General features: G+C 70.0%; 14 protein-coding genes. 4 read left to right on the forward strand and 10 right to left on the reverse strand.

The window, feature by feature from the left end:
• Positions 1–414 precede the first annotated feature (414 nt).
• Positions 415–606 (forward strand): DUF6274 family protein, encoded by a 192-nt coding sequence (locus ACIGYR_RS26465; protein ID WP_391845678.1) that lies wholly within the window; start codon positions 415–417, stop codon positions 604–606.
• A 459-nt stretch (positions 607–1,065) separates the two neighbouring features.
• On the opposite strand, the gene bldC is transcribed toward ACIGYR_RS26465, so the two are convergent.
• Positions 1,066–1,272, reverse strand: a complete 207-nt coding sequence (bldC, locus tag ACIGYR_RS26470) for a developmental transcriptional regulator BldC (protein ID WP_003949541.1) — start codon at positions 1,270–1,272, stop codon at positions 1,066–1,068.
• A gap of 518 nt (positions 1,273–1,790) precedes the next feature.
• Positions 1,791–2,633 (reverse strand): hypothetical protein, encoded by an 843-nt coding sequence (locus ACIGYR_RS26475; protein WP_399604043.1) that lies wholly within the window; start codon positions 2,631–2,633, stop codon positions 1,791–1,793.
• 200 nt (positions 2,634–2,833) lie between these two features.
• Here ACIGYR_RS26475 and ACIGYR_RS26480 point away from each other — a divergent pair, with 200 nt between their 5' ends.
• Positions 2,834–3,940 carry a Leu/Phe/Val dehydrogenase gene (locus tag ACIGYR_RS26480; protein ID WP_391845682.1) on the forward strand — a complete coding sequence of 369 codons (1,107 nt, stop codon included), beginning with the start codon at positions 2,834–2,836 and terminating at the stop codon, positions 3,938–3,940.
• Positions 3,941–4,230: 290 nt separating this feature from the next.
• Positions 4,231–4,479 carry a DUF3073 domain-containing protein gene (locus tag ACIGYR_RS26485; protein WP_143640034.1) on the forward strand — a complete coding sequence of 83 codons (249 nt, stop codon included), beginning with the start codon at positions 4,231–4,233 and terminating at the stop codon, positions 4,477–4,479.
• Between the two features lie 66 nt (positions 4,480–4,545).
• Here ACIGYR_RS26485 and purM read toward each other — a convergent pair whose 3' ends face one another.
• The 5 genes from purM to ACIGYR_RS26510 form a co-directional block, all read right to left on the reverse strand.
• Entirely contained in the window at positions 4,546–5,616 is a 1,071-nt protein-coding gene (purM, locus tag ACIGYR_RS26490; RefSeq protein WP_399604039.1) for a phosphoribosylformylglycinamidine cyclo-ligase, read from the reverse strand.
• Between the two features lie 42 nt (positions 5,617–5,658).
• The gene (gene purF, locus ACIGYR_RS26495) at positions 5,659–7,188 is read right to left on the reverse strand and encodes an amidophosphoribosyltransferase (RefSeq protein WP_391845686.1); all 1,530 of its coding nucleotides are present in this window, start codon (positions 7,186–7,188) and stop codon (positions 5,659–5,661) included.
• 201 nt (positions 7,189–7,389) lie between these two features.
• Positions 7,390–7,824: an META domain-containing protein gene (locus ACIGYR_RS26500; protein ID WP_399604037.1), complete on the reverse strand. Its 435-nt coding sequence runs from the start codon at positions 7,822–7,824 to the stop codon at positions 7,390–7,392.
• A gap of 56 nt (positions 7,825–7,880) precedes the next feature.
• On the reverse strand, positions 7,881–8,678 hold the full coding sequence (locus tag ACIGYR_RS26505; RefSeq protein WP_399604035.1) for a sterol carrier family protein: 798 nt from the start codon (positions 8,676–8,678) through the stop codon (positions 7,881–7,883).
• Positions 8,679–8,688: 10 nt separating this feature from the next.
• The gene (locus ACIGYR_RS26510) at positions 8,689–9,327 is read right to left on the reverse strand and encodes a TetR/AcrR family transcriptional regulator (RefSeq protein ID WP_391845692.1); all 639 of its coding nucleotides are present in this window, start codon (positions 9,325–9,327) and stop codon (positions 8,689–8,691) included.
• A gap of 96 nt (positions 9,328–9,423) precedes the next feature.
• On the opposite strand from ACIGYR_RS26510, the gene ACIGYR_RS26515 reads away from it, so the two are divergent.
• A complete protein-coding gene (locus ACIGYR_RS26515) occupies positions 9,424–10,881 on the forward strand; it encodes an MFS transporter (RefSeq protein WP_399604033.1) in 1,458 nt (485 codons plus the stop codon).
• A gap of 189 nt (positions 10,882–11,070) precedes the next feature.
• On the opposite strand, the gene purL is transcribed toward ACIGYR_RS26515, so the two are convergent.
• From purL to purS, 3 genes are read right to left on the reverse strand one after another with little or no spacing between them, the layout of a single operon-like run.
• Positions 11,071–13,329, reverse strand: a complete 2,259-nt coding sequence (gene purL, locus ACIGYR_RS26520; RefSeq protein ID WP_391845694.1) for a phosphoribosylformylglycinamidine synthase subunit PurL — start codon at positions 13,327–13,329, stop codon at positions 11,071–11,073.
• A complete protein-coding gene (purQ, locus tag ACIGYR_RS26525; RefSeq protein ID WP_399604030.1) occupies positions 13,326–14,030 on the reverse strand; it encodes a phosphoribosylformylglycinamidine synthase subunit PurQ in 705 nt (234 codons plus the stop codon). Before purQ ends, purL begins: the two co-directional genes overlap by 4 nt.
• Positions 14,027–14,290 (reverse strand): phosphoribosylformylglycinamidine synthase subunit PurS, encoded by a 264-nt coding sequence (gene purS, locus ACIGYR_RS26530; RefSeq protein ID WP_014673609.1) that lies wholly within the window; start codon positions 14,288–14,290, stop codon positions 14,027–14,029. The genes purQ and purS overlap by 4 nt, the downstream gene beginning before the upstream one ends.
• Positions 14,291–14,302 lie beyond the last annotated feature (12 nt).

Consider the following 14,302-nt stretch of genomic DNA (forward strand, 5'->3'; position numbering starts at 1 on the left):
GGGCCTCACTCGTGCCCGCACCCCTACGGCCACCCGACCAAGCCGGGGGCCGCGCCCGCGGCGAAGCCGCAATCGAACACAGCAAATCCCGTCAGGACCGCACGAAGAACAAGGCCCGCCCCCGCAAGGCAGCGGGCCTCACTCGTGCCCGCACCCCTGCGGCCACCCGACCAAGCCGGAGGCCGGCGTCAGGGACAGCGGGCCCCGTCGTGTCCGCGCCCCTCCCGCCGCTCGTCGCCCTTGGAGCACAGCGGCCCCAGAAGGCGGCTCGCCGGCGCTCCAAGGCGAGAGGGGGGCAGGGGCCGAGCGCGGTTAGCGGCCGTGGCGGCGGAGTGCGCGGTCTTGACGGCGTCACATTCGCTCGGTACCCAGAGAGCAGGACTCGTTCCTCCTGTACGGCCCCGGAGGTGGCGTATGGCGGCGTCGGTCAGGCACGAGACACGGGCGCTCCTGAGGGCCCACCTGTCGGCCGCCTCCTCCTACCGGCATCTCACCCGCCACTGCCCCGTCTGCCGGCACCTGCTGCGGCTGGCGATGGACGCCGGCCCGGGCGGCCAGGAGACCGAGCCGGAAGCCACCGAGGACGAAAGCCCTCGTCCCGCGTGACCCCTGTCGGGCCCAACCCCCGTATGGGCGTGGGACTCTGGGGCAGACGCTCCCTCTAACGCATGCGGCGTGCGCCCAGCAAGCGCGCTGTCGTGTGACGGGAGTCACCGCATGAGTTTTTGAAACCGTGGCACTTACCGCCGTCATACAACGGGTCGATTTAATATGTGCAATTGCACCCTACTCAGGGGCCGCGCACAGCCGTTCCGACACGCCTCCCCAGACTCCGACAAGGACGCTCACAAGCGCCGCTCCCACCCCCGCCTGCACACAAAAAAATCGCGCTGGACCCGGCGGAGTCCAGCGCGATCGACGACGCACCCTGTGGCGCTTGCCTACAACGTTCTCTTCGGCGTGGGCGAGGGGCCTGTTGGGGCAGGACCCGCGTCGCTTGTAGCTAGGGTTTCGGGCACCTCGGCCGGTTGGGGGACCGTCCGTCTTGCCCGGTTATGGAGTTGTTCAGGCCTCGCTGCGCTGCTGCGGGATGCCCGCCAGCAGGGCGCGGACCTCAGCCTCGCGGTAACGGCGGTGTCCGCCGAGCGTGCGAATGGACGTGAGCTTGCCGGCCTTCGCCCACCGCGTGACCGTCTTGGGGTCGACACGGAACATGGTGGCGACCTCAGCCGGGGTCAGCAGCGGCTCGGCATCAGGGGTGCGAGCGGTCATGAGCGGCCTCCTCGGGAGAACCGAACCTTCTCGGTTCTTTCCTCTAAATTCTGCACCTTGACCCGCGTTGCCCGAAATGGCGGACGCGAGTCGAGTCGGTTATAGGACGAACGGCTTGTCCTCGGCACTACAACTACACCATCTGTCCAGCCGCGTCGGCCAAACCGATGGAATTGCCCTCCCAGGTGTTCATCAGCGACGGAAGCCGATGGACCATGCCATAGCGGACAGTCACGCCACTGTGACGATCAGTCACAGGGCGATCAGGAGTCACCAGACCCCCCAAAGCGTGCAATGCTGAGAATCCGCCCACAGTGGAGCATAGTTGGGCGGACGGAGCCCTCCCCGGACTCCTTGTCCTATTTTGGCATGAGGGGTGGCAACTAGAGCAAGAGCCAGGTAAGTGCCGTCCGTCACCCTTGGGACAAAAGTCCAGATCGGGACCAACGTCCCGTCAGGTCGTCTAAGCGAATAGAACGTACGTCGTCCGGCACCGATTTGACCGTGACGTACGTCACTCAGTTCGCGGAACGCCGGTCCCGCACCGCCCGCCACCGCTCCACCAGCCGCCCGTACGCCTCGCCGGCGGCCGCCCCGTCACCCCGGCGCAGTGCCTCGATGCCGGCCGCCACGTCCGCCGCCGAGCGGTCGTCCTCCAGCTCGCCCGCCGGCAGCACGTGCACCAGCCCGCCGTAGTCCAGCTCCACCAGCGAGCGCGGATGGAACTCCTCCAGCCAGCGGCCGACGTCCACCAGGCCGTCGATCAGCGGGCCCTCCTCGACGGTCTCCTTCAGCGCGCGCAGCGCCCGCGCCACCCGGCGCCGGGCCTGCACCATGGGTGTGCGGTAGCGCAGCACCGGGGGCACGTCGGCGGTCCCCTCGTCGTACCGCCGCTCCTCGTCCGAGACCAGCACGAACCAGTTCAGCGGTACCTGCCAGGTCGCCGTACGGATCCACGGGCGGGCGTCGGGGTTGCGGGCGAGCCAGCGCTCGTAGTCCTGGGTGGCCTGGCGGCGCACCACCGGGGGCAGCACCGCGTCCAGCACCGGCGGCGGCAGCTCCTCGGCCAGGTCGCCCAGGGCCTGCCAGCCGCGCAGCCGGGTCCGCCAGGGGCACACGCAGACCACCCCGTCGACCTCCAGGACGAAGGCGTCACCGCTCTCGTGCACCGGCACCGCGATCGGCGGAGTGGGCAGCAAGTCGACCAGGGAGCGCCGCAGTTCGTCCTGATAGGACGGGCGCTCCGAGCGGCGGGCGTATCGCTCCCAGTGGCGGCGCTCCGGCTCCGGGAAGGCGCCCAGCGGCTCGTACACGCGCAGGTAAGCGGCATAGGGGACGACTACGGAGGACACCTTGGGCACGCCTGCTCCCTCCCCATCGGGCCCGGCTCGAAACCACGGCAAATCGCGCCACGGTCATGCGTGCGCGGCGGCCCTGGGAGGGTGATCCTGAACACTGCGCGGATGGTGAGTGGGCCGAGGCTCTACGCTCATGCCACGGCTCTCCGCCACCCGTACGGGGACCGCACCCCACTCGCCGCTAGTACACAGGAGTCACCACAGTGACCGACGTAACCGGCGCGCCTGCTGATGTCCTGCACACCCTGTTCCACTCGGACCAGGGCGGCCATGAGCAGGTCGTGCTCTGCCAGGACCGCGCCAGCGGCCTCAAGGCCGTGATCGCCATCCACTCCACCGCCCTGGGCCCCGCCCTCGGCGGCACGCGCTTCTACCCGTACGCGACCGAGGCCGAGGCCGTCGCCGACGCCCTCAACCTCGCGCGCGGGATGTCGTACAAGAACGCCATGGCCGGTCTCGACCACGGCGGGGGCAAGGCCGTGATCATCGGCGACCCCGAGCGCGACAAGACCGAGGAGCTGCTCCTCGCCTACGGCCGTATGGTCGCCTCGCTAGGCGGGCGCTACGTCACCGCCTGCGACGTCGGCACGTACGTCGCGGACATGGACGTCGTCGCCCGTGAGTGCCGCTGGACCACGGGCCGGTCCCCCGTGCACGGCGGCGCCGGCGACTCCTCCGTGCTCACCGCCTTCGGTGTCTACCAGGGCATGCGCGCCTCCGCCCAGCACCTGTGGGGCGACCCCTCGCTGCGCGGTCGCAAGGTCGGTGTCGCCGGCGTCGGCAAGGTCGGCCACCACCTGGTGCGGCACCTGCTCGACGAGGGTGCCGAGGTCGTGATCACGGACGTGCGCCCGGACGCCGTCCAGCGGGTCCTCGACCAGCACCCCGCCAAAGTGACGGCCGTCGTCGACACCGAGGCGCTGATCCGGGTCGAGGGGCTCGACATCTACGCCCCGTGCGCCCTCGGCGGCGCCCTGAACGACCTCTCCGTCCCGGTGCTCACCGCCAAGGTGGTGTGCGGTGCGGCCAACAACCAGCTGGCCCACCCGGGTGTGGAGAAGGACCTCGCCGACCGCGGGATCCTCTACGCGCCGGACTACGTGGTGAACGCCGGCGGGGTCATCCAGGTGGCCGACGAGCTGCACGGGTTCGACTTCGAACGGTGCAAGGCGAAGGCGGCGAAGATCTTCGACACCACGCTGGCCATATTCGCACGTGCGAAGGAAGACGGGATCCCGCCGGCCGCGGCGGCCGACCGGATCGCCGAGCAGCGGATGGCCGACGCCCGCGCCGGCCGCGCCGCGCTCTAGCTCAGTCGCACAGATGAGCGGTACCCGTCGGCGGGAACTTGGAGAGAACTCTCACTTCCCCCGGCGGGTCGTTCCCCGATAAGTGGTTAAAATCGCCACTGACCAGCGAGGACAGGGCGCCTCGAAGGTCCAGGGCACACGCGCGTGCTGCGGGCGACGTACCGTATGGGCGCGGGCTCAGGTACCGTGGAAGCCCTACGGACCGGCCTCTCTACGGAGGGTCCGTTCCGGATCATGAACGCGTGTCAGACTCTGGGGCCGTTGAGCCCCGTCACCGAGGGGGTCGAGCCATGGGGCGCGGCCGGGCCAAGGCCAAGCAGACAAAGGTCGCCCGCCAGCTGAAGTACAACAGCGGTGGGACTGACCTGTCACGTCTGGCCAGTGAACTGGGCGCATCGACTTCGAGCCAGCCGCCGAACGGCGAGCCGTTCGAGGACGATGAAGACGACGAGGACGATCTCTACTCTCGCTACGCCGACCTCTATGAGGACGACGAGGACGAGGACGAGGGCCCCTCACAACACCGTCGCGGCGCTTGACCTTGCATTGAGCACTCACCCGGTCGGTGGCACTGCCACCGACCGGGTTCTGTGCTGTCCGCACGATCAGACGGCGTAGTCCCCGACCAGCTCGGCGCCGGTCGTCTTCTCGCCGCGCCCGGTGATCTCGCCGGCGACCCAGGCGTCGACTCCTCGGTCCGCCAGTGTCGCGAGGGCGACATCGGTGGACTCCTCGGGGACGATGGCCATCATGCCGACGCCCATGTTGAGGGTCTTCTCCAGCTCCAGGCGCTCGACGTTGCCGGTCTTCCCGACCAGGTCGAAGATCGTTCCCGGAGCCCAGGTGGAGCGGTCGACCACGGCGTGCAGACCGTCCGGGATCACCCGGGCCAGGTTGGCCGCGAGCCCGCCGCCCGTGATGTGGCTGAAGGCGTGCACATCGGCGGTGCGGGTCAGCGCCAGGCAGTCCAGCGAGTAGATCTTCGTGGGCTCCAGCAGCTCCTCGCCGAGGGTGCGGCCCAGCTCCGCCACCTCGGCCTCCAGGGCCAGGTTCGCGCGGTCCAGCAGGACGTGACGGACCAGGGAGTACCCGTTGGAGTGAAGCCCGGAGGACGCCATGGCGATCACGGTGTCACCCGTGCGGATACGATCCGCGCCCAGCAGCCGGTCGGCCTCCACGACGCCCGTACCGGCGCCGGCGACGTCGAAGTCGTCCTCGCCCAGCAGACCCGGGTGCTCGGCCGTCTCGCCGCCCACCAGGGCGCAGCCGGCCAGCACACAGCCCTCGGCGATGCCCTTCACGATGGCCGCGACCCGCTCGGGGTGGACCTTGCCGACGCAGATGTAGTCGGTCATGAACAGCGGCTCGGCACCGCACACCACGATGTCGTCCATGACCATGGCGACCAGGTCGTGGCCGATGGTGTCGTAGACGCCCATGCGGCGCGCGATGTCGACCTTCGTGCCGACGCCGTCCGTGGCGGAGGCCAGCAGAGGGCGCTCGTAGCCCTTGAGGGCGGAGGCGTCGAAGAGCCCGGCGAAGCCGCCGAGGCCGCCCAGGACCTCGGGGCGCCGGGTCTTCTTCACCCACTCCTTCATCAGCTCGACGGCGCGGTCGCCCGCCTCGATGTCGACGCCCGCGCTCGCGTAGCTGGCACCGGTGGTCTCGGAAGACATGATCTTGAGAACTTTCGTGTTGTGCCGCGTGAAAAAGCGGGCTTACGGGCGACGGATCGCGTCGGCGGCGGCCGTGGCCGCGGGCCCGGCGGCCAGCTCGGTCTCCAGCAGCTGCTTTCCGAGCAGCTCCGGGTCCGGCAGCTCCATCGGGTACTCGCCGTCGAAACAGGCGCGGCACAGGTTCGGCTTGGCGATCGTGGTCGCCTCGATCATGCCGTCGATGGAGATGTAGGCGAGGGAGTCGGCGCCGAGGCTGGTGCCGATCTCCTCGATGGTCATGCCGTTGGCGATCAGCTCCGCGCGGGTGGCGAAGTCGATGCCGAAGAAGCAGGGCCACTTCACGGGCGGGGAGGAGATCCGGATGTGGACCTCGGCGGCGCCGGCCTCGCGGAGCATGCGGACCAGGGCCCGCTGGGTGTTGCCGCGCACGATCGAGTCGTCGACGACGACCAGGCGCTTGCCCTTGATGACTTCCTTCAGCGGGTTCAGCTTCAGGCGGATGCCCAGCTGACGGATGGTCTGCGAGGGCTGGATGAAGGTCCGGCCGACGTAGGCGTTCTTCACCAGGCCAGCGCCGAAGGGGATGCCGGACGCCTCCGCGTAGCCGATGGCGGCCGGGGTGCCGGACTCCGGGGTCGCTATGACCAGGTCGGCCTCGACGGGGGCTTCCTTGGCGAGCCGGCGGCCCATCTCCACGCGGGAGAGGTACACGTTCCGGCCGGCGATGTCGGTGTCCGGGCGGGCCAGGTACACGTACTCGAAGACACAGCCCTTGGGCTTCGCTTCTGCGAATCGCGAACTGCGCAGGCCGTTCTCGTCGATGGCGACGAACTCGCCCGGCTCGATCTCGCGCACATAGCTCGCGCCGCAGATGTCGAGGGCGGCGGACTCGGAGGCGACCACCCAGCCGCGCTCCAGGCGGCCGAGGACCAGCGGGCGGATGCCCTGCGGGTCACGGGCGGCGTAGAGGGTTCCCTCGTCCATGAAGACCAGGGAGAAGGCGCCCTTGACCTTCGGGAGCACCGCGTGCGCGGCCTCCTCGATGGTCAGCGGCTTGCCGTCCTCGTCGACCTGGGCGGCCAGCAGGGCCGTCAGCAGGTCGGTGTCGTTGGTGGCCGCGACCCGGGTGGAGCGGCTGTTGTTGTCGTTCGGCAGGTCGGCGACCATCTCGGCGAGCTGCGCCGTGTTGACCAGGTTGCCGTTGTGGCCGAGCGCGATCGAACCGTGCGCGGTGGCGCGGAACGTCGGCTGGGCGTTCTCCCACACGGAGGCGCCGGTGGTCGAGTAGCGGGCGTGTCCGACCGCGATATGACCCTGGAGCGAACCGAGCGAGGTTTCGTCGAAGACCTGGGAGACCAGGCCCATGTCCTTGAAGACGAGGATCTGGGAGCCGTTGCTTACCGCGATTCCCGCGGATTCCTGACCCCGGTGCTGGAGGGCGTAGAGCCCGAAGTACGTGAGCTTTGCGACCTCTTCACCCGGAGCCCAGACGCCGAAGACGCCGCAAGCGTCCTGGGGGCCCTTTTCGCCGGGAAGCAGATCGTGATTGAGTCGACCGTCACCACGTGGCACACCACCGAGTGTAGGCGAGGTCGACCACTGGTCCGAATTGGGGATACGCGCCCTCGCCGGACCGCCCGGTGTCGATCACCTTGGGTGTTTCTACGTTTGCGCTGGTCGAGGCGGTATGTCAGTGCTTACCGGGCGGTACGGGCGGGCGGTGGGGCACGGTCGCCGGGGCCTTTGCCGGATACGTGAGTGAGGCGTCGCACATCACGCGGGAGCGCCGCGGCTGAGCTGGACCCGGTCGCCGTCGCCGTCGGTGAGCGTCAGCTTCGCGTCGTCGGCCTTGGCGACGAGCGTGCCGGTGGTCAGGGCGCGGGCGAGGGCCCGCTCGAAGTCCATGCGGGTCTTCTCGCAGGCCATGCGGGTGGTGCGCAGGTTCCCGAAGGTGATCCGGTCGCCGTTCACGGTGGCCCGGGCGCTGAACTGGTTGCAGCCCAGGTTGCCCGCCGCCTTGCCGTCCTCGTCGATGCGGAGGCGGGCGGTGGCGGGCGCCTGCCGGGTCGTCCCGCCGACGGTGAGGCTGTCGACCCGCCAGTCGATTCCGGTCACGGGCTGCTGGACGCTCACGGCACCACTGTCCCCTTTCGCGCTGCCGCAGGCCACCATGAGCGGCACGAACAGGGCGGTCGCCGTCAGGGTCATGCGCTGCTTGTAGCGGTTCATGGTGATTCGACGGGCGCGCGGTACGACCGGTTCCGCTAGGCCATGACCGGCAGCAGCCCCGCGATGTCCGCCCGCTCCCCGCTCGCACTGACCTTCGCCTCGCTGACCGCGTCCTTCCAGCTGATGCGGCCGGTCGCGAGCCGGATCCAGGTCAGCGGGTCGGTCTCCACGACGCTCGGCGGGGTGCCTCGGGTGTGCCGGGGCCCCTCGACGCACTGCACGACGGCGTAGGGCGGCACCCGGACCTCGGTGGAGCCGCCGGGTGCCTTCACGGCGAGTGCGTCGGCGAGCAGCCGGGTGGCGGCGGCCAGGGCCTGCCGGTCGTGGGGCACCTCGAGGCCCGGGACGGCGGCGTTCAGGTCGTCGGTGTGGACGACGAGTTCGACGGTGCGGGTGACCAGGTAGTCGTCCAGGGGCAGGGCGCCCGCGTTGGTCTCCAGCAGGCGGCTGCCGCTGTGCTCGTCGAGCACGGCGCGCAGCGAGGAGTCGACGTCCGCGAGGTAGGCGTCCAGGTCCGGGTGGTCCGCGGCGAGGTTGCGGGTGAAGTCGGCGATGGCCGCGGCGTTCGCGGAGGTGGCGAAGGGCCACCGGACGACCGTCACGTCCTGCTTGGGCGGGGCGGGCCGGTCGAGGGCGCGGTGCACGGCGGTGACCGCCATGCCGATGTGCGCGATCAGGTCCCGTACGGTCCACTCGCCGAGCCGGGTGGGCAGGGCGAGCTGCTCGGGAGTGAGGCCGTGGGCGGCCTCCCGCACGTGGGCGAGCTGGGCGAAAACCGCGGCTCGGGTCCTGGCGGGGTCGTAGCTGCGGGCGCGCTTCCTGGCCGGTGGCATGGCGGTGAGCCTATGCCTTGACCGCGTAGCCCTTCAGCCCCTTTTCGACCAGGCCGAAGGCGCGCCGTGCACGGTCGGCGGCGTCGGCGGCCACCTGCTCGACGCTCTCGCCGGCGTCGATCCGGCGGTGGTGCTCCTCGATGAGGGCGCTGCGGGCGGTGGCGAGCGTGGCGGCGGCGATGAGCGCGAGGGTCGCGTCGCCCGTCTCCTCGGTGAGCAGCTCGGCGAGTTCGCGGACGCCTTTCTCGGACTCGACGTAGGCGCGTTCGCGCAGGACCGGCGTTGCCATGATGACCGCGCGGATCCGGCGGGCGAACGGTTCGCCGTGCAGTCCGATCGAGGGGTCGCGCCGCTCCACCATCTCCAGGAACTGCCGGCGCACGGCCCCCACCGCGGACTCTCCGGGCACTCGCTCGCGCACGGCCCGGGCGGCGTCGGAGAAGTGCTCCACCATCGGCTTGAAGACCAGCTCCTCCTTCGTGCCGAAGTAGTTGAAGACGGTCATCTTGGACACCTCGGCGGCGTCGGCGATCTCCTGCACGGAGACCTCGTCGAAGCCCCGCTCGGCGAACAGCTCGATCGCCACCCGGTAGATCAGCATCCCCGTCTGCAGCTTCTTGCGCTCGCGCAGCCCCATCGCCTCAGCCATGTCCATATCTTACCAAGCCGAAGTTTTGCCTTGGATGAAATCTCGCCTCAGATAAAATATTGACCCAGTACATGATCTCAGGGCATGGTGCTGCCCATGACCGACAGACAGCGCAAACTCGGCTTCCTCGTCTGCCTCGTGACGATCGTCCTGGCCGTCCTGGACACCCAGATCGTGTCCGCGGCCACCGTGCCGATCGTCAAGGACCTCGATCCCGAGCACGGCATCGAGACGATTCCCTGGCTGGTCAGCGCCTTCTCGCTGGCCTCGGCCGCGATGCTGCCGCTGTACGGCAGGCTCTGCGACACCCTCGGTGCCAAGCCCGTCTTCCTCGGCGCGCTCGGCGCCTTCCTGAGCGGCTCGGCGCTGTGCGGCGCGGCTGACTCGATGAGCTGGCTGATCGCCTCACGGGCCGTACAGGGCATCGGCGCGGGGGGACTGATGAGCGTGACGATGGTCGTCATCGCCCAGCTCGCGGGACCGGGAGCGAAGAGGAACAAGGGCGCCGGTACCGGCGGGATCGTCGCCGGCGGCGGCATAGCCGTGGGTCCCTGGGCCGGCGGTTTCCTCGCCGACCACGCGAGCTGGCGCTGGGCGTTCTACGTCAACCTGCCGCTCGGCGTCGCCGCCCTGGCCACCGCCGTCATCGTGCTGAAACTCCCCCGCCCCGCCACGCGCCACTCGATCGACTTCGCCGGTGCCGCGCTCGCCGCCGCCTTCTCCACCGCGCTGCTGCTCGTCACCGAGTGGGGCGGCAAGCAGTACGCCTGGACGTCCCCGCAGGTCATCGGGGCGGCCCTGGCAGCGGCCGGTGCGCTCGCCCTCTTCCTGCGGCGCCAGTCCACGGCCGCCGAACCGATTCTGCCGCCGTCCCTGTTCCGCGTCTCCGAGCTGCGTCTCGGCTTCACGATCCAGGGCCTGATGGGCGCGGCCATGACCGGCGCGATCTACTACGTGCTGGTCTATCTCCAGCTCGCCCGGGGCATCACCAGCTCCTCCGCCGGCCTGTATCTGATCCCGATGGCGGTGGGCATCGTGACCGTCGGCATCGCCACCGGGCGGCTCACGGAACTCGGCTGGTCCGAGCGGACGTTCGTGATCAGCGGTTCCGTCGTCGGCACGGCCGCCTTCCTGCTGCTGGCCACCACCGACACGCACACCTCCCTGTGGCAGCTGCGGGCGGCCATGCTGCTCGTCGGGCTCGGCTTCGGCCAGTTGCTGGGTCAGCTGATCCAGCTCGTGCAGCAGGCGGCACCCCACCACCAGCTCGGCGTCGCCACCACCGCCGTCCGCTTCTTCCAGACCCTCGGCACGGCCCTCGGCGCGGCCCTCTTCGGCACACTGCTCGCCCGCCTGTACGACGGCCCCGGCGATGTCGGCTCCCTGGCCGCGCTGCGGGGAGCGGCCCACCGCCAGGGTGTGGCGGCGTACACCTCCGCGCTGGACACGGTGTTCCTGTGCGCGGCCGGCGTGATGGCGCTGTGCCTGCTGCTGGCCCTGCGCCTGCCCAAGGGCGCACCGGCGCCGGCCACGGAGGAGAGCGTCGCCGCATGAGGAGACCGTCGCCGCATGGAGGAACCCGTGACCGTGTGCGGACCCTGTGACCGCATGACGAACCCGTGAGGGCACTGAGCACCCCATGGCCGCATGAGCAACCCGTGACCGTGAGGAACCCCGGCCCGTGGCCGTATGGCGAAGGCCCGCCCCCTTGCCGGGGGCGGGCCTTCGCCGTCGTACGGCCGGTTACGCCAGCAGCGCCGGGATCGTTCCCTCGTGGTCCTCGCGCAGTTCGGCGAGAGTCAGGGAGAACTCGCCCTGGACCTCCACCGCGTCCCCGTCCACGACACCGATGCGGGTGGCCGGCAGGCCGCGCGCACCGCACATGTCGTTGAACCGGACCTCCTCCGACCGCGGCACGGCGACGACGGCGCGGCCGGCCGACTCGGAGAACAGGAAGGTGAAGGCGTCCAGGCCATCGGGCACGACCAGGCGCGCGCCCTTGCCGCCGAGCAGGGCGGACTCGACCACGGCCTGGACCAGACCGCCGTCGGACAGGTCGTGCGCGGAGTCGATCATGCCGTCGCGGGACGCGGAGATCAGGATCTCGGCCAGCAGGCGCTCCCGCTCCAGGTCCACGGCCGGGGGCAGGCCGCCCAGGTGGTCATGGATCACCTGGGACCAGGCCGAGCCGCCGAACTCCTCGCGGGTGTCGCCGAGGAGGTAGAGCAGCTGGCCGTCCTCCTGGAAGGCGACCGGCGTGCGGCGGGCGACATCGTCGATCACGCCGAGCACGGCCACCACCGGGGTCGGGTGGATGGCGACCTCGCCGGTCTGGTTGTAGAGCGAGACGTTGCCGCCGGTCACCGGGGTGCCCAGCTGCTGACAGCCGTCGGCGAGACCGCGCACCGCCTCGGCGAACTGCCACATCACCGCCGGGTCCTCGGGTGAGCCGAAGTTCAGGCAGTCCGAGACGGCCAGCGGCTTGGCACCGGTCGTGGCGACGTTCCGGTACGCCTCGGCCAGCGCCAGCTGCGCGCCCGTGTAGGGGTCGAGCTTGGCGTAGCGGCCGTTGCCGTCCGTGGCGATGGCGACGCCGAGGCCGGTCTTGTCGTCCACGCGGATCATGCCGGAGTCCTCCGGCTGGGCGAGGACGGTGTTGCCCTGCACGAAGTGGTCGTACTGCTGGGTGATCCACTTCTTCGACGCCTGGTTCGGCGAGGCCACCAGCTTCCGGACCTGGTCCCTCAGCTCCTCGCTCGTCCCCGGGCGCGGCAGCTTGTTCGCGTCGTCCGCCTGGAGGGCGTCCTGCCACTCGGGACGGGCGTACGGGCGCTCGTAGACCGGACCCTCGTGCGCGACCGTGCGCGGGTTGACGTCGACGATCTTCTCGCCGTGCCAGAAGATCTCCAGCCGGTCACCGTCGGTCACCTCACCGATGACGGTGGCGATGACGTCCCACTTCTCGCAGATCTCCAGGAAGCGGTCGACCTTGGCCGGCTCGACGACCGCGCACATGCGCTCCTGCGACTCGCTCATGAGGATTTCCTCGGGAGAGAGGGTCGAGTCGCGCAGCGGGACGTCGTCCAGGGTCACGCGCATGCCGCCGGAGCCGTTCGACGCCAGCTCGGAGGTGGCGCAGGACAGACCGGCGGCACCGAGGTCCTGGATGCCGACGACCAGCTTCTCCCTGAACGCCTCCAGAGTGCACTCGATGAGGAGCTTCTCCTGGAAGGGGTCGCCGACCTGGACCGCCGGACGCTTCGACGGCTTCGCGTCGTCGAAGGTCTCACTCGCCAGGATCGAGGCACCGCCGATGCCGTCGCCGCCGGTCCGGGCGCCGTACAGGATGACCTTGTTGCCCGCGCCGGAAGCCTTCGCGAGGTGGATGTCCTCGTGCCGCATCACACCGATCGCACCGGCGTTGACCAGCGGATTGCCCTGGTAGCAGGCGTCGAAGACGACCTCGCCGCCGATGTTGGGCAGGCCCAGGCAGTTGCCGTAGCCGCCGATGCCCGCGACCACGCCCGGCAGGACGCGCTTGGTGTCGGGGTGGTCGGCGGCACCGAAGCGCAGCGGGTCCACGACGGCCACCGGGCGGGCGCCCATCGCGATGATGTCGCGGACGATGCCGCCGACACCCGTGGCCGCGCCCTGGTAGGGCTCCACGTAGGAGGGGTGGTTGTGCGACTCGACCTTGAAGGTGACCGCGTAGCCCTGGCCGACGTCGACGACACCGGCGTTCTCGCCGATGCCGACGAGGAGGGCGTCCGACTGGGGGGCCTTCTCGCCGAACTGGCGCAGATGGACCTTGGAGGACTTGTACGAGCAGTGCTCGGACCACATGACCGAGTACATGGCGAGCTCGGCGCCGGTCGGGCGGCGGCCGAGGATCTCCACCACCCGCTCGTACTCGTCCTTCTTCAGACCGAGTTCGGCCCAGGGCAGCTCGACGTCGGGGGTCGCGGTCGCGTGCTCGACCGTGTCCAGAGGCGTCCGGCTCATGCGTTGACCAGCTTCTTGAGGATCGAGGTGAAGAAGGGCAGGCCGTCGGTACGGCCCGTACCGATCAGCGGCTCGACGGCGTGCTCGGGGTGCGGCATGAGGCCGACGACGTTCCCGGCCTCGTTGGTGATGCCGGCGATGTCGCGCAGCGAACCGTTCGGGTTTCCGTATCCGTCAGCGGCTTCACCGCCGACGAGGTAGCGGAAGGCGACCCGCCCCTCGGCCTCCAGCTTGTCGAGCGTGTAGTCGTCGGCGACGTACCGGCCGTCCATGTTCTTCAGCGGGATGCTGATCTCCTGACCGGCCCGGTAGTCGCTGGTCCAGGCGGTCTCCGCGTTCTCCACCCGCAGCTTCTGGTCGCGGCAGATGAAGTGGAGGTGGTCGTTGCCGAGCATCGCGCCCGGGAGGAGGTGGGCCTCGGTGAGGATCTGGAAGCCGTTGCAGATGCCGAGGACCGGCAGTCCGGCCTTCGCCTGCTCGATGAGGGGCTCCATCAGCGGCGAGAAGCGGGCGATGGCGCCGGCCCGCAGGTAGTCGCCGTAGGAGAAACCGCCGCACAGGACCACCGCGTCGACCTGCTTGAGGTCCTTGTCCTTGTGCCAGAGGGCGACCGGCTCGGCGCCCGCGAGGCGGACCGCGCGCTGGGTGTCCCGGTCGTCAAGGCTGCCGGGAAAAGTGACCACGCCAATACGAGCGGTCACTTCGCCGCCTCCGCGACTTCATCGACCCGGACCGTGAAGTCCTCGATCACGGTGTTGGCGAGGAAGGATTCCGCAAGATCGCGGATCCGGGCGAGCGCGGCCTCGTCAACCGGCCCGTCAACTTCCAGTTCGAAACGCTTTCCCTGACGTACGTCCGAGATCCCTTCGAATCCCAGGCGCGGCAGCGCACGCTGGACCGCCTGGCCCTGGGGGTCGAGGATCTCCGGCTTGAGCATGACGTCGACTACGACGCGTGCCACTGGCACTCCCGG

It is taken from the genome of Streptomyces sp. NPDC053076, assembly GCF_044546845.1.
In the GTDB taxonomy this organism is placed as follows: Bacteria; Actinomycetota; Actinomycetes; order Streptomycetales; family Streptomycetaceae; genus Streptomyces.

Bases quoted from the DNA above. Each gene is read 5' to 3' on its own strand.
- ACIGYR_RS26485 (WP_143640034.1), top strand. From the start codon at position 4,231: ATGGGGCGCGGCCGGGCCAAGGCCAAGCAGACAAAGGTCGCCCGCCAG.
- purL (WP_391845694.1), bottom strand. From the start codon at position 13,329: ATGAGCCGGACGCCTCTGGACACGGTCGAGCACGCGACCGCGACCCCC.
- ACIGYR_RS26465 (WP_391845678.1), top strand. From the start codon at position 415: ATGGCGGCGTCGGTCAGGCACGAGACACGGGCGCTCCTGAGGGCCCAC.
- purM (WP_399604039.1), bottom strand. From the start codon at position 5,616: ATGTCTTCCGAGACCACCGGTGCCAGCTACGCGAGCGCGGGCGTCGAC.
- ACIGYR_RS26505 (WP_399604035.1), bottom strand. From the start codon at position 8,678: ATGCCACCGGCCAGGAAGCGCGCCCGCAGCTACGACCCCGCCAGGACC.
- ACIGYR_RS26500 (WP_399604037.1), bottom strand. From the start codon at position 7,824: ATGACCCTGACGGCGACCGCCCTGTTCGTGCCGCTCATGGTGGCCTGC.
- ACIGYR_RS26515 (WP_399604033.1), top strand. From the start codon at position 9,424: ATGACCGACAGACAGCGCAAACTCGGCTTCCTCGTCTGCCTCGTGACG.
- bldC (WP_003949541.1), bottom strand. From the start codon at position 1,272: ATGACCGCTCGCACCCCTGATGCCGAGCCGCTGCTGACCCCGGCTGAG.
- ACIGYR_RS26510 (WP_391845692.1), bottom strand. From the start codon at position 9,327: ATGGCTGAGGCGATGGGGCTGCGCGAGCGCAAGAAGCTGCAGACGGGG.